This window comes from Thalassotalea sp. SU-HH00458, assembly GCF_040362795.1.
GTDB classification, from domain to species: Bacteria; Pseudomonadota; Gammaproteobacteria; order Enterobacterales; family Alteromonadaceae; genus Thalassotalea_H; species Thalassotalea_H castellviae.
Window position 1 is genome coordinate 178745 of the sequence record NZ_BAABWW010000007.1, and the last position, 14470, is coordinate 193214.

General features: G+C 36.6%; 12 protein-coding genes. 9 read left to right on the top strand and 3 right to left on the bottom strand.

What is annotated here, in order from left to right; all coding sequences use genetic code 11:
- Positions 1 to 82 precede the first annotated feature (82 nt).
- The 3 genes from ABXH06_RS12430 to ABXH06_RS12440 all read left to right on the top strand — a co-directional run bounded on the left by ABXH06_RS12430 (position 83) and on the right by ABXH06_RS12440 (position 4253).
- Positions 83 to 1798 carry a hypothetical protein gene (locus ABXH06_RS12430; RefSeq protein ID WP_353518431.1) on the top strand — a complete coding sequence of 572 codons (1716 nt, stop codon included), beginning with the start codon at positions 83 to 85 and terminating at the stop codon, positions 1796 to 1798.
- A 57-nt stretch (positions 1799 to 1855) separates the two neighbouring features.
- The gene (locus tag ABXH06_RS12435; protein ID WP_353518432.1) at positions 1856 to 2464 is read left to right on the top strand and encodes a YjaG family protein; all 609 of its coding nucleotides are present in this window, start codon (positions 1856 to 1858) and stop codon (positions 2462 to 2464) included.
- 217 nt (positions 2465 to 2681) lie between these two features.
- On the top strand, positions 2682 to 4253 hold the full coding sequence (locus ABXH06_RS12440; protein ID WP_353518433.1) for a serine hydrolase: 1572 nt from the start codon (positions 2682 to 2684) through the stop codon (positions 4251 to 4253).
- A gap of 52 nt (positions 4254 to 4305) precedes the next feature.
- Here the strand turns inward: ABXH06_RS12440 and rsmD are convergent, their stop codons facing one another.
- The gene (gene rsmD, locus ABXH06_RS12445) at positions 4306 to 4911 is read right to left on the bottom strand and encodes a 16S rRNA (guanine(966)-N(2))-methyltransferase RsmD (RefSeq protein WP_353518434.1); all 606 of its coding nucleotides are present in this window, start codon (positions 4909 to 4911) and stop codon (positions 4306 to 4308) included.
- A 113-nt stretch (positions 4912 to 5024) separates the two neighbouring features.
- Between rsmD and ftsY the strand changes: the two genes are divergently transcribed.
- From ftsY to ftsX, 3 genes are read left to right on the top strand one after another with little or no spacing between them, the layout of a single operon-like run.
- Positions 5025 to 6281: a signal recognition particle-docking protein FtsY gene (ftsY, locus tag ABXH06_RS12450; protein WP_353518435.1), complete on the top strand. Its 1257-nt coding sequence runs from the start codon at positions 5025 to 5027 to the stop codon at positions 6279 to 6281.
- 11 nt (positions 6282 to 6292) lie between these two features.
- Positions 6293 to 6976 (top strand): cell division ATP-binding protein FtsE, encoded by a 684-nt coding sequence (ftsE, locus tag ABXH06_RS12455; protein ID WP_311582391.1) that lies wholly within the window; start codon positions 6293 to 6295, stop codon positions 6974 to 6976.
- Between the two features lies 1 nt (position 6977).
- Positions 6978 to 7964 carry a permease-like cell division protein FtsX gene (gene ftsX / locus ABXH06_RS12460; RefSeq protein WP_311582395.1) on the top strand — a complete coding sequence of 329 codons (987 nt, stop codon included), beginning with the start codon at positions 6978 to 6980 and terminating at the stop codon, positions 7962 to 7964.
- Positions 7965 to 7978: 14 nt separating this feature from the next.
- Here the strand turns inward: ftsX and ABXH06_RS12465 are convergent, their stop codons facing one another.
- Entirely contained in the window at positions 7979 to 9193 is a 1215-nt protein-coding gene (locus tag ABXH06_RS12465; RefSeq protein WP_353518437.1) for an EAL and HDOD domain-containing protein, read from the bottom strand.
- Between the two features lie 233 nt (positions 9194 to 9426).
- On the opposite strand from ABXH06_RS12465, the gene rpoH reads away from it, so the two are divergent.
- Both rpoH and ABXH06_RS12475 read left to right on the top strand, forming a co-directional pair.
- Positions 9427 to 10293 carry an RNA polymerase sigma factor RpoH gene (rpoH, locus tag ABXH06_RS12470; protein WP_353518438.1) on the top strand — a complete coding sequence of 289 codons (867 nt, stop codon included), beginning with the start codon at positions 9427 to 9429 and terminating at the stop codon, positions 10291 to 10293.
- Between the two features lie 162 nt (positions 10294 to 10455).
- The gene (locus ABXH06_RS12475) at positions 10456 to 13074 is read left to right on the top strand and encodes a bifunctional diguanylate cyclase/phosphodiesterase (RefSeq protein ID WP_353518439.1); all 2619 of its coding nucleotides are present in this window, start codon (positions 10456 to 10458) and stop codon (positions 13072 to 13074) included.
- Between the two features lie 16 nt (positions 13075 to 13090).
- Here the strand turns inward: ABXH06_RS12475 and ABXH06_RS12480 are convergent, their stop codons facing one another.
- Positions 13091 to 14134: a hypothetical protein gene (locus ABXH06_RS12480; RefSeq protein WP_353518440.1), complete on the bottom strand. Its 1044-nt coding sequence runs from the start codon at positions 14132 to 14134 to the stop codon at positions 13091 to 13093.
- A gap of 93 nt (positions 14135 to 14227) precedes the next feature.
- Here ABXH06_RS12480 and tatA point away from each other — a divergent pair, with 93 nt between their 5' ends.
- Positions 14228 to 14470 (top strand): Sec-independent protein translocase subunit TatA, encoded by a 243-nt coding sequence (gene tatA, locus ABXH06_RS12485; protein ID WP_353518441.1) that lies wholly within the window; start codon positions 14228 to 14230, stop codon positions 14468 to 14470.

Sequence of the window (14470 nt, forward strand, 5' to 3'; positions counted from 1 at the left end):
AAAGGGAGCTTAATCGCTCCCTTTTTTATTGTGTTAAGCTATGCTAGTTTTAGTGAAAGCAATTAACTTTTCTGAGGCTTGAATGGTTGAAAAGAACAAAATCCCTAAAGAATTAGATGATAAAATTCAATCTCTTGCCGGTGAAATTTATGTTCAAATAGAAGAAAAAGTTACTAACTTTTTTCTCAGTCAGCAACAAATTAATGAAATTACCGACGAAGTCATCGCAAAACACCCTCAATATCAAGCTATTGTAGAACAGCTTAACTCAGAAAAAAGCAAAAATTCAGCCTTAGAAACCACTCTGAATAACAACACAAAAGAATTTCAAGAAAAGTCAAAGTTATTAGAAAACACTGTTCAAGAGCAACAGCAAATCATTACTAATAATGCTGAGTTTAATGAAGTCAAACTAACGGATACAGAATCGGCGTTACAAGAAAAAATGGCTGAAAACGCCAATCTTTTGGAAAAAGTTAAACAATTAACCGCAACAAATAAACAGCAACAAGAGCAAATTATTCAATCAGAAGATGTTACACAAGCACAACTGACAGAATTGACCGCGTTGCGTGAATCAGAAAAAACATCGCAAAAAAATGCACAAGCGAAATCGGCGACATTAGATGTTCAGAATCAACAAATTTCTGACTTGCAAAATCAACTGAATATTACTCTAGCTGAACTAGCACACATTAAAGCGGAACAAACGCAAAACAGTTCAAGTAATAAGCTTGCCTTAACGGAATATCAACAACGAGAATTAGCCTTTAAGCAACAAGTTGACCAAGCGACAGCGGATCAGCAACAGAGCCAAGCGTTAATTGATAAGCTTCATACACAACTGTCAGAGCTCGAAGAACACAATCAGTCCTTACAGCAAAATGTTGACCAACAAACAGCACAGCTTCAGGAGTTAGAAAATACTCTTGCGAGCAAGCAACAAATGTTTGATCAGAAACTTCAAGATCTCAGTGAAGCTAAAAGTAAAAGCGATAAACAAACCGCTGAAAAAAATGCTCAAATTAATGCATTACAAAAAGATAATGAGAAACTTTCTGACCAGCTTGAAACCGCAATTGCCTCACTTAAAACTAGTGAAAGTAATCTTATAGAACAAGAACAGAGTTACCTTTCCTTGCAATCAGAGCAGCATAAATTACAGGAAGCTTGCGATAAACTTAATGAACAACTTGCAACAGCGACGACAGCTCTCAGTACCAGTGAAAGTCATTTTAATGAACAACAACAAAGTTTTTCAGCATTACAAGTGGAACATGACGAATTGCAGCAAAATCACCATCAATTGCAAAAAACTGTCGAGCAACAAAAACAACAATTAGCAGAACAAGAAAGTGCCAATAATCAACGACAGCAAAAAGCTGAAGAGCAGCTTGCTGAAATGGCTCAGCGAATTATGGTTAATGACGAACAACTCAGCAAAAATACTCAAGCATTGGCACAACTTCAGGAAAATTGTGACACTTTAACCGCTTCGAATGAGCAAGCGAAGCAAGAGATTGAACATTATCGAGTGATGACTGAAAACTTAACGAAAGATCTCGAGCAAGCAACAATAAATATCGAACAAAATCAGCAGCGTCATCTCGCGCAAATAGAAAAAAGAGATAAACAAGAAGTTGAGTACAATAAAGCACGCGATACTATCAAATATCTACGAGACGAGAATACCGAGCTATCTCAGAAGCTTGAACAACAAGTTGCAGAGCTAGAAACGAAACTAACTGAATACCGGTTACGATTTGAATATGCACAAAAAGAATTGGCAAAAAAATAACTTTATTTTTCACGACTGGTTATAATCGAGGCAGTTCTTTCAGAATAGGAAATATTTGTGCCCATTCACCTTCCTTTTACAAAATTATCGCAATGGCAAAACATTGCTTTTGGTGCAACGTTAATTGAACGTATGTTGCCCAACTACAAAATGTTCGCGGAAAACTCTGGCTTTGGAAACTATCAGTTAATACGTAATCAGCTCGACCTTATCTGGCAACGATTAGATAAAAGTCAAAAAGTTAAAATCAACTACGATGCGCAATTATTAAAGCTTGAAGAACAGGTACCAGATCCACAAGCATTCGATTTTTTTGGGGTTTATCCTGCATTAGATGTAACTATGGCTGTCATGTCTTTATTGCAAGCAATGCAAACTAATGAAGGTGAAGGTTTTGACAATATTTCACGTTTGTCGCAAAACAGTGTTCATTTTTATGTGGAGCTTTGTTTAGCACAAGCACTGGATGAGCAGAACTCTGCTGAAGCTGAAGAAATATCGCAACAAGATATTCAAGCTCACCCGTTGATGGAATGGGAAGTGGCGACTCAAAATGAGCTTTTTGATTTTGTGAAAAATTCCCCAGAAAATAAAGCGACTATCAAAGCATTAAAAAATATCGTGTCTGAACAAGGCTTATCAAACTTAGGTATTGAAATTCAATAAGTCCTTTTTAATGATAGGTAGTGAGTTAATGATTCAATACACTTTAAAATCAATCGTTGTAAAATTTAGCTGATCTCCTCATAACTTTTTTGAAAGGTTGAGTCATTGTTGACGAGGATATAAAGTTTCCTTATCTCATTTTAATATTGAAAGAATTACTGGTTTTTTAAATAAAATTTGGTTATTTTCTTTTAAAAAAAATAAAAGAGGAATAATTTTGAAATTCATCAAATTATTATCGATTGCTGTTGTATTTGTTATCTGGCCATTTACGAGTAATGCACAATCAAACGTGCAACATAATCATCGGATAAAGGACGTTATCTCTCAAGCAATGGCAGTGTTTCAGGTGCCTGGAGTTGCTGTCGCCATTATCAAAGACGATAAGGTTGTCATGAACCAAGGATTTGGAGTTATCGAGCATGGTAAACCTACAAAAGTAAACAGTGATACATTATTTGGAATCGCTTCTAATACTAAGGCCATGACTTCAGCGTTAATTGCACAATTAGTTGATCAAGGTAAATTATCTTGGAAAACTAAAGTCATTGATATTATTCCCGAATTTCAAATGCCCAACGCTTATGTTACGCGCGAATTTACCCTTGTAGATTTATTATCACACAATAGTGGTTTAGGGTTAGGTGCCGGTGATTTAATGATTTGGCCAGAAACAACCCATACCATAGACGATATTATTAAAGGGATTAAATATCTGCCTGAGGTGTCGAGTTTTCGCAGTGAATATGCCTACGATAACTTAATGTATATCATCGCGGGTGAAATTATCGCACGTGTTACGGGGCGATCTTGGGAAGAAAATATACAACAAAATATTTTCACTCCGCTTAGTATGACAACTACTAGGTCTAAATTTTCGCTAATAGAAAAAACCAACGCAAATGTTGCTCGTGCGCACGTACCTTTAAATGGAGAGATTAACGTAGTTGGTGGTAACTTTTTAGAAAAATTTCATTCAGCGGCGTCGGTTGCTTCTAGTGTAAATGATATGTCGCTATGGTTAAAAGCCCAGTTAAATCGTGGTGTGTATCAAATAAATGGTAAAGAAGCCCGATTATTTAGTCCGCAGCAAAGTCGAAAAATGTGGCAAGCGCATACTTTAAAAACGGTTTCTGAAAGTGCGATGAAAAATGACAAAACTCATTTTTCTGCTTATGGCTTAGGCTGGGATCTCAAAGATTATCATGGGGTTAAACTCGTGCAACATACCGGTGGTATTTTAGGGATGATTTCAAAAGTCGTCATGGTACCTGAAGAGAACCTAGCCTTGGTGATTCTAACTAATCAGCAATCGGGCTATGCTTTTAATGCGATTGCCAATACCATTTTACACCGCTATTTAAACATCAGTGATACAGATTGGGTAAAACACTACCAAGCTATTCAAGAAAAACGTACCGCGAAAGAAAAAGCTCGCTTGGCGCAAGAGTCGAAAAAAATAGCCAAAGACTCAAAGCCATCGTTACCACTCGCAGAATACGCGCAAACCTATCAAGATAATTGGTATGGCAATATAGATATTACTTTTGATGGTAAACAGCTTCATATGCAATTTAGTAAAACAGCTCAATTAACCGGTACTTTAACGCATTATCAGCATAATACTTTTATTGTTCATTGGCAGGATAGAACGTTAGAAGCCGATGCCTTCGTTAACTTTAATTTGCGTGAAGATGGGTCAATCAATTTTGCGACCATGAAAGCTGTATCTAAGTTCACTGATTTTAGCTTTGATTTTCATGATTTGAAACTAACGCCGTTACCATAAATTTAGTTGCAATGAGTTAGCCGATTATGAAATGCTAACTCATTGTTTTCAGTTACTCTTCATCATTGCGGTATAAACGATAACTCACTTGTCCAGCAGTTTTTTCTTTTAGTAATGTCCAATGTACTGGTATTAAAACCTGATTGTTTTCACTTTCCATTTCAATATAAATTAAAGCATCCTTGGCTAACCAATGATCATTAAGTCGGTTGATAACTTGTTCGGCTAACCCTTTCCTAAAGGGCGGGTCGATAAAAATAATGTCAAATTTTGCCCTTGGTTTAGCTTCTAAATAATTTAAAACATTGGTTTGATGAATGTCGATATTATCGGCATTCAGTAAGGCTTTATTCTGTTGCAATTGTTTCGCGGCATTTTTGTCAAGTTCGATTAAAGTGACTTGCCTTGCCCCTCTAGATAGGGCTTCAAACCCTAAATTTCCTGCCCCAGCAAAACAATCTAAACAATGACTTTGTTGGATGTAAGGCATTAACCAGTTAAAAACTGTTTCTTTTACTCTATCCGTTGTTGGTCGTAAACCCTCTGACATTAGCACAGGAAGTTTTCTTCCACGATGCTTGCCCGCAATTATGCGAATATTACCGGTAGCTTTGGCTTTTTGAGAGCCTTTTGAAGCATGATTTCTTGTTTTGCGCATAAGTTGAGCTACTTTAGTTTTTTGTCAGCAGTTTAGGTGTTATTATCCAATTTTATCCTTGTTTAACGCGTTATGACTACAACTATTCATAATGCAGAGAAAGAAATAATCGTATGTCGAAAAAGAAAGGTATGTTTTCTTGGTTAGGCCTTGGTGGTCAAAAAGAAGAATCGACCGAAGCGTTGGTTGAAGAAACAAGCCAAGAACATGAGCAAGACTCCGTTGAAAATAATTCTGAAGATCAATTAGAAACTATTGAAAAACAACAGGATGCCGTTGATGCATCATGTCCAAAGGTTGAAGATAGCCTGCCAGAGCCAGAGCCAGAGCCAGAGCCAGAGCCAGAGCCAGAGCCAGAGCCAGAGCCAGAGCCAGAGCCAGAGCCAGAGCCAGAGCCAGAGCCAGAGCCAGAGCCCAAAACTGGCTTCTTTGCACGATTAAAGCAAGGTTTATCTAAAACCCGACAAAATTTAGGCGGTGGAGTCTTTGATTTATTTCGAGGTAAAAAAATTGATGATGAGCTTTTCGAAGAATTAGAAACGCATTTGTTACTTGCCGATGTTGGTGTTGAAACCACAACTAAAATTATTAACTCGTTAACTGACTCGGCTTCTCGTCGACAGTTAAAAGATGCTGAATCGTTATATGAGCTTTTAAAAGTTGAATTACAAAAAATCATCGAGCCGGTGAGTCAACCACTTGAAATTCCTGAAGGCGAAGGCCCTTTTGTTATTCTAATGGTTGGGGTAAATGGCGTTGGTAAAACAACCACGATAGGTAAATTAGCCAAACAATTTCAAGCACAAGGCAAGTCTGTGATGTTAGCTGCTGGAGATACTTTCAGAGCCGCTGCGGTAGAACAATTGCAAGTATGGGGAGAGCGAAATGATATTCCAGTTATTGCCCAACATACTGGTGCTGATAGTGCCTCAGTGATTTTTGATGCCATTAGTGCCGCCAAAGCACGAAAAGCTGATGTATTAATAGCGGATACCGCTGGACGCTTACAAAATAAAAATCATCTGATGGAAGAGCTCAAAAAAGTAGTACGAGTGATGAAGAAATTAGATGAGCATGCACCACATGAAGTTATGTTAACCATAGATGCCGGAACAGGGCAAAACGCCTTAAGTCAGACACAATTATTTGATGAAGCGGTTGGCTTAACGGGATTAACGTTAACAAAATTGGATGGAACCGCGAAAGGCGGTGTCGTTTTTGCCGTAGCAGATAAATACAAAATGCCCATTCGTTATTTAGGGGTTGGTGAAGGTATTGATGACTTAAGACCATTTAATGGCACAGATTTTATCGATGCATTATTTGTTGATAATAATGCGCAAGCTGCCCCTTTAGGCAATAAAACATAAGAACTTAATTAATGATCCGTTTTAATCACGTCAATAAAACTTATCCTGGTGGCTTTATCGCGCTAAATAATGTCAGCTTTAGTCTAGCTGCTGGAGAAATGGCATTTTTAACGGGACATTCTGGCGCGGGTAAAAGTACGTTATTAAAATTGATGAGTTTGATGGAAAAACCTACTAGCGGTCAGGTTATCATTAATGACGTCGATTTATCGACGGTGACTTATCAACAAATTCCTTATGTAAGACGTGGCATTGGAATGATTTTTCAAAACCATAACTTGCTGATGGACCGTACTGTGTTTGATAACGTTGCGTTACCGTTAATTATTGAAGGTTACAGTCATAAAGAAACCAAGAAACGAGTGGATGCAGCTTTAGATAAAGTCCATTTATCGGCTAAATCGCGTTGTTTTCCAAATATGCTTTCTGGTGGCGAACAACAGCGAGTCGGTATTGCGCGTGCTTTGGTCAACAAGCCTCCTATTTTATTAGCAGATGAACCTACGGGGAATCTCGACCCTAAACTCTCTCTTGATATCATAAAATTATTCGAAGAATTCAACGACATGGGTGTAGCAGTCTTGATTGCTACTCATGATTTAGGGCTAATTGCTCGATTAAAATATCGCACTTTAACGCTCAAACAAGGTTCTATGATTAATGATGGTTTGCTTGAAGGTTTAAGAGGAGAATAAAGTGACGAAGTTTACTGCGGGTAATTTTTCACAACATCAATCTGATAAACCTAATATCATTGCGAAAATTGCTGCTCGATTTATTCGTCATTTACAACAAAGTATTGGTAGTTTAGGTGATTTATGGCGTACACCTTTCACTTCGGTAATGACAGTCTTGGTTCTCGGGATAAGTTTAACCTTACCTGCGACGTTGCACTTGTTTGTAAAAAATGCCAAAGCTATTTCACAGCAGTGGGATTCTGCTTCAGAAATTAGTTTATTTTTAAAGCTATCGGTTGATGATAAAGCGGCAAAAAACCTTGTCCAGCGTATCAATTTATATCCTGAAGTGGCGGAAGTGAAATATATTTCAGCAGACAGTGCATTAAAAGAATTTAAAGAATTATCAGGTTTTGGTGATGCACTTGAGTATTTATCATCCAACCCTTTACCTGCCACTATCCTGGTGACGCCAACTCAACGCGCCAGTAAAACTCAAGCGGCACGAGAACTCCTTCAAAAGTTATCAAATGAACGAGAAGTGGAGCAAGGTAAGTTAGATTTAGAATGGTTAACGAGATTAGAAGCAATTACCCAACTCATTGAAGATATTGTTACCGGTATTGCGATATTACTGTGTTTATCGGTGGTTTTAATTATTGGTAACACCATACGTTTGGCTATTTTAAATCAAAAAGACGCCATTGCCGTGATGAAACTTGTTGGCGCAACCGATAGCTTTATTCAACGCCCTTTTTTATACTCAGGCGTTTGGTATGGTGTGCTAGGTGGTGTTGTCGCGGTTATATGTGTCGCGGTTTTAGCGCAATACTTTACAGGCGCATTGCTCAATCTTACGGATTTATACCAAAGTGATTTTCAATTAATTGGGCTAGATGCTTTTGAAATGTTTATTTTAATTTCTTTTGCGGTATTACTCGGGTTAACAGGCAGTTATATTTCCGTTAGAAAACATATTCGAGCCATAGAGCCAACGGCAGATTAACTTGAGAATCTAGTTTATTGATCAGATAACATACCATCTGCCCACGCAAGCGACTCTTGGTAAGTTTCAAAACAATAGTCTGTTGTTAAATCTATTTTGTTTGTTAGTGCTTCACATTCTTGCCAACATCCTTTTTCAATCAGTTTAGCTAACGTTAAATAATCATTTAAGTAATTGTCTTCATTGCGTAATGCTGACTTAATCTCTGGGTGAATAGGCAAGGCATTTAATACATATTCCAAATCATGGTCTAAAACGCCATCAATTAAAGAAAGTATTCCGGTGAGAAAAGCCTTGGGTGGGTTTTCCTCATCTAACTTAGTTTGCGAAATAAGTTCACAAAATTTTGCCCGAATTAATGACAAGCGCATGATTTCATCACACTTCCCAGCATTTAAATCGGATAAAGCTAACAAGGTGATAAATTTCTTTAATTCAAGTTCACCGATATAAATAAGAGCGTGTCTTAAAGAGGTGATTTCTTGATTATTGCCATAGGTAGGGCTATTGATAAAACGCAGTAATTTATAGGTTAAGCCTGGATCCAAGCTGAAAATATCCCCGATCACTTCATTATCTAATTCAGCTTTGCTCGCTTGACCGATAAGGTCTAATATATTTTGTTTCGTGGTAGTAATTTTTCGTTGTTTTAGCATTTCTGGTTTGGCAAAAAAATACCCTTGAAACAAAGTAAACCCTAACATTTTTAGTTTTTCATATTGTTCTAACGTTTCAACTTTTTCCGCAAGTAAAGTCACGTTAGTATCAGGAAGTTTACGAATAAATTTGCTTATTTCTAACAAAGAAAAAGCTAAAACGTCTACTTTAATAATGTCGATATAGGGAAATAAAACATCCCATTTCGGATCAAAATCAAAGTCATCTAATGCTAAGGTGTAACCCTTTTCTTTAAGTAGCTTTACTGCTTCGACAAGTTTGTTAGAAATTTCAAGGTCTTCTAAAATTTCAATGACAACTTTTTTGGGATCGAGAAAGTTTGGAAAGCGGCGTATAAGGGTAATGGCATGAAAATTAATATAGGCAGGTAAGTCACCTGTAACTTGTTCTACCCCTAAGGTTAAATGGCTATTAGTAAGAATATTTGATGTGGCTAAATTGGGATCAATATTTGGGAAACTATTGCTTTTGCCATCACGGAATAATAGCTCATAAGCGATAACATTCTTGTTAATATCTAAAATAGGCTGTCTAGCTATGTAAGAATACAAAATAACACCTCAATACATTAAAATTTAATAAATATGTAATTTAGTAGTCAACATCTTGTAATTACTTTAAAAATCTATTTTATTTAACAAATACACACAAATTATTTTCATATCTATGAAAGCATTTATTGTATCGTCCTGTCTAGTACGTTATGTTGATTATAGTAAATACTCGATCAGAGAAAAGCTTCGTGTTATTATCGCGAGCTAGGCAAAGAAAAGGGTTTAAATAAATGAGTGATAATATTCAAAGTATGGCGCTAACGGTTCCACAAAGCGGCAGTATTGAATCATATATGCAATCTGCTTATAGCATTCCTATGCTAACAGCTGAGCGTGAACATGATCTTGCAACTCGTTTATATGCAGAAAATGATCTACAAGCGGCGCAAGAATTAATTATGTCGCATTTACGCTTTGTTATCCATGTCGCTAAAGGTTATGCAGGTTATGGCTTACCGCAAGCTGATTTAATTCAAGAAGGTAATGTCGGCTTGATGAAAGCCGTTAAACGCTTTAATCCTGAAGTCGGTGTACGACTTGTTTCATTTGCTGTTCATTGGATTAAAGCTGAAATTCATGAATTTGTTTTGAAAAACTGGCGTATTGTTAAAGTTGCAACGACCAAAGCGCAACGTAAATTATTTTTTAATTTACGAAAAAATAAAAAGCGTTTAGGTTGGTTTAGTAACGATGAAATCTCTAATGTCGCAGAAACACTCGGTGTAAGCGAAAAAGATGTGTTAGAGATGGAATCTCGTATGACTAGCCAAGATCAAGCGTTTGAATTGTCTTCTGACGATGATGATAGTGCCATAGGGTCGGGTAATTTTTCTCCTGCTCAGTATTTAGAAGATAAACAATCTGATCTAGCGACTGAAGTAGAAGATCAAAACTGGGAAGATCATGCGAACAAACGGTTAATGAACGCATTAATTACCCTTGATGATCGTAGTCAAGATATCGTGAAAACACGTTGGTTAAATGACGAAAAAAGCACATTGCAAGAGTTAGCCGATAAATATGAAATATCTGCAGAACGTGTACGCCAATTAGAAAAAAATGCGTTAAATAAGTTAAAAGCTGGCATGGCCGCTTAAACTATTAAATGTATCGATAAAAGCCGACAAATATGTCGGCTTTTTTATAGAAAAAATAAAATAGCGTATTATTAGACCAAATTTACACTAGCAAAGTAATCATATTTTGGTAGACTAATCGCTCAATAAAAATACTAATAATAATTAAATGGGTTAGCCTTAATGGAAGTAAAGGCGAAAAACGATATTCAAGCTGCGCGCCAACTACCTAAGCTAAAATCGTTACTAAAAAAATATCGTCAAATTAAAACGATGCAATCGGGATTACTGCAATTGTCTGAACTGGCAAGTACAGTGACGGATATGGCATCTTTTTATCGTGCTCTTGAATCAGTGATTAAAATGCTTTTAGTGACTGATAGCTTTCATATTGTTTTGTTAAATAGATCTCGCCAACTTTCCCTTGCTTATAGCCATAATTCGAAAGAAGAACAGTTACTCGCGCACTTTGACATTAACCACTGGCAACATACACTTACCGGATTAGTGTTTGAAGAGAGTGAATCTTTTCATTGCAGTTCAGCAGAAAGAATGGCACTGGTACGTACTGAAAAAATAGCCTTTCATGGTTCACCCTGTGTTGATTGGTTAGGTGTACCATTAAAGCGTGGATATCAAACGATTGGCGTAATCGCACTACAGAGTTACGATAAAAAGTTATTTTTTGATGACCGAGATTGCCAATTATTAGAATTTATTGCCGAACATTTAGTCACAGCGATTGATCGGGTACGTAGTCGAGAGTTACTTGAAAAAAACATTCGTCAACGAACACAAAAACTAACTGCAACCAATGTAAAATTACAACAAGAAATTGCTGAACGCCAAAAAGCCGTTAAAATGCATAAAGCTTTATTGGCGATATCTGAGCTTTCCTCATCAAGTAAAGATATCAATAGTTTTTATGAAATATTGCATGGTGAGGTGAATAGCTTTTTACCAGCAAAAAACTTATATATTGCATTAATCTCTGATGATGATACAGAGTTATCTTTTCCTTATTATCAAGATGAAAAAGTCTCCAGCCCCCAGCCAAGAAAATTTGCCAATGGATTAACTGAGTTGGCGATTAAAACCGGCTTACCGTTATTAATTGTTGATGAGAATGTTTATATATTATCGGCGCAAGGCAAAGTTACTAAGCAAAAATTCTCTTTAAATTACCCCACTAAGCAATTACCTAAGGCGTGGTTAGGCGCACCACTTATTGAAAATGGTAAAATTATTGGTGTATTAGCCATTCAACATTATCAAGACGAGCATGCGTATCAATATTGTGATTTAGAATTAATTCGATTTGTTAGCCAACATATTGCGTCGGCAATTATTAGGAAAAAAGCTCAGGAAGCGGTGCAGCAAAGTCATGAACAATTAGAAAAAATAGTCAATCAGCGTACACAAGAGTTACAGGCAACGAACCTTAATTTACGTATGCAAATTGAAGAACGACAAAAAGCTGAAAAGCAATTATATTTTGAAGCGAATCATGATGCGTTAACAAAATTACCCAATCGGGCCATGTTCTCAGATCGATTAGCTTATGCGTTAAGTCATTTAAAACGTCATCCAAAAAATCGCTCTGCGGTATTGTTTATCGATTTAGATCGATTCAAAGTAATCAATGACACTTTAGGGCATCATGCCGGTGACGAATTTTTAATTGAAATTGCCGCTCGCTTAAGCGACTGTGTTAGGGATAACGACATATTAGCCAGATTAGGTGGCGATGAATTTGTTATTTTATTAGATTCATTGCAGTCTCAAGACGATGTAGAAGAAGTAGCCTCTCGAATCATTAGCGCTATTGAAAAACCGTTTGAATTAGACGGTCATACCTTGTACTCAAATGCCAGCATAGGGATTGCCTTATGTGGTCAGCAATATAATGATTCTAATGAGATTTTGCGTGATGCTGACGCTGCTATGTATCAAGCTAAAAGTTTGGGACGTGGTCGTTATGTTTTCTTTGATGAAAGCATGCGTGAGCAACTTATTGCCAGTATGACACTTGAACAAGAATTACGTATCGCGATAAAAGAAAAGCAATTTGAGTTACATTATCAACAAATTTCTGATCTTGAATTTTCAAACACAATTGGCTTTGAAGCCTTATTACGTTGGCAACATCCGTCAAAAGGCTTATTAACGCCGAGTGAATTTCTGTTTATGGCGGAAGAAACAGGGATGATTCTTGATATTGAAACTTGGGTAATCGAAGAAGTTTGTTTACAGCTTAAGAGTTGGCAAACGAGTGAAGACTACCAACATGCATTTATAGGCATTAATTTATCTGGTAGACATCTGACACAAGCAAATCAACTTGCGCACTTAATCGACTTAATTAAAGTCAATACGGTTGAACCTGAACGGTTAATCTTAGAGTTTAATGAGTCAGCATTTAGCCAACATGCAGAACTAGCGCTAAAAGGATTAAGAAAATTAAAAGAGTTTGGTGTGAAACTAGCCTTAGATGATTATGGGGCCGGTTTATCATCATTGAACTTTTTACATAGTTATCCTTTTGAATTTATTAAGTTAGATCGCAGTTTTATTCGCTCATTAAACTCCAATAATGACAATATATCTTTAGTGAAAGCGCTCCATGAATTAGGTAGTAAGTTTGGCTATCGATTAGTGGCAGAAGGGATAGAATCACAAGATATGTTAGATAAGCTGCAAAAAGTGGGCTGTGAATTTGGCCAAGGTTATCATATCAGTCGCCCAGAAAAGATAGCTAAATCGCCAGAAATCAATCAAGACCTACCGAAAGCGAGAGCATAGAGGGATAATAACCTAGTTATCCTTTATAAAAAAAGCCTTCAACCCTTAAAGCTAATCCTGGTGTGGTGGTATAATTTTCTTGTTCAGACCACTCCAAAAAAGGTTCAACTTCAAAATATAACCAGCTTTTTATTGCGTTAAAGCGATAACGATAACTTAAAGTATAGTTATCAATTAGAAAGCCATTTTCGCCATTACGTTCACCTTCAACTTTTAACCCAAGGATAGTTGCAGCATTTTGTTCTAATTGAGTTAATTTATAAAAACTATGTTTCCATCGGATACCACTAAAAGCTTCTGAGCCTCGAATGCTATAATTAACCCTTAATTGCGATTGCGGATTAAGTTGGTAATCGTATTCAAGTAAAAGCTTGGCACCTAACCCATCATCAATAAAATAATATAAAGACGGTTCAAACCTAAAACTATGGGTGTTATCCCAAGTGTAACGTCGTTTATGGCGTGCTTTAACAAAGATATCACCACCGGAAACTCCGATCCGGGACTCGAGTAAACGATTTTTATTTTTTTTATGGGTAAATCTTACTGCGGCAGCAAAACTTTCTTCGTTACCTTCTTGATGTGTTTTAGGAGAGTCTAATGGCAGGTTACTTTGATCAAGCTCGTCATCATCCGATAAAATTAAATCGATCTTGTCTTTAAAATGGGGCAATTTCACTTTGATACGAAATCGTGTGTCTATTTCACTCCAGTCTCGAGCTTTAGGCTCCCAACCGAAACGTATTCGGGCATTTGTTCTAGGGGTTGATTGTTCTGTGTTCTCATCAAGAAAAAATTTATCAAACCAAACAGCTGATTGATAAACAGAATTAGAAATGGATTGATGTAAACTTTCCATCCAAAGGTAATCTTCATTGCTGTGGGAACTGTTGGTGGTTGTTTGTAATGAGTGACTCTTCACCTTTTGTTGTTTTGAAATCTTGGTATCAGATGTGCTCGCTTGTTCGTGCGCTTGTGCGTAAGTATTGCTTACCATAAAGCAAGCAACTATCAATGAAATACCGAAATTAGAAAAATTAAAAAGTAACTTTTGTTGCAAAGTTTGTTTTACCTCATATTTTACTTGGCTAAATGGTGCTTTTTTTTCAATTAACTTTATAATGGATTCACTTGAATTATAGGAGTTTTTTTTATGGGTGGTATAAGTATTTGGCAATTAGTGATAATTGCCGTCATTGTGGTTTTATTATTCGGTACTAAAAAATTACGAAACTTAGGCTCAGACCTTGGTACAGCAGTTAAAGGCTTTAAAAAGTCAGTAACAGATGACGAAAATACGTCAGAAAAGAATGAGGCCTTAGCGGATAGCTCTAATAGCGAAGCGAAAGTTGAAGCGGAAGCTAAAGATAAAGAAAAAGAAAAAGAAAAAGTATAA

Bases quoted from the DNA above. Each gene is read 5' to 3' on its own strand.
- ABXH06_RS12430 (WP_353518431.1), top strand. From the start codon at position 83: ATGGTTGAAAAGAACAAAATCCCTAAAGAATTAGATGATAAAATTCAA.
- rsmD (WP_353518434.1), bottom strand. From the start codon at position 4,911: ATGCGCAAAACAAGAAATCATGCTTCAAAAGGCTCTCAAAAAGCCAAA.
- ftsY (WP_353518435.1), top strand. From the start codon at position 5,025: ATGTCGAAAAAGAAAGGTATGTTTTCTTGGTTAGGCCTTGGTGGTCAA.
- ftsE (WP_311582391.1), top strand. From the start codon at position 6,293: ATGATCCGTTTTAATCACGTCAATAAAACTTATCCTGGTGGCTTTATC.
- rpoH (WP_353518438.1), top strand. From the start codon at position 9,427: ATGAGTGATAATATTCAAAGTATGGCGCTAACGGTTCCACAAAGCGGC.
- ABXH06_RS12475 (WP_353518439.1), top strand. From the start codon at position 10,456: ATGGAAGTAAAGGCGAAAAACGATATTCAAGCTGCGCGCCAACTACCT.
- tatA (WP_353518441.1), top strand. From the start codon at position 14,228: ATGGGTGGTATAAGTATTTGGCAATTAGTGATAATTGCCGTCATTGTG.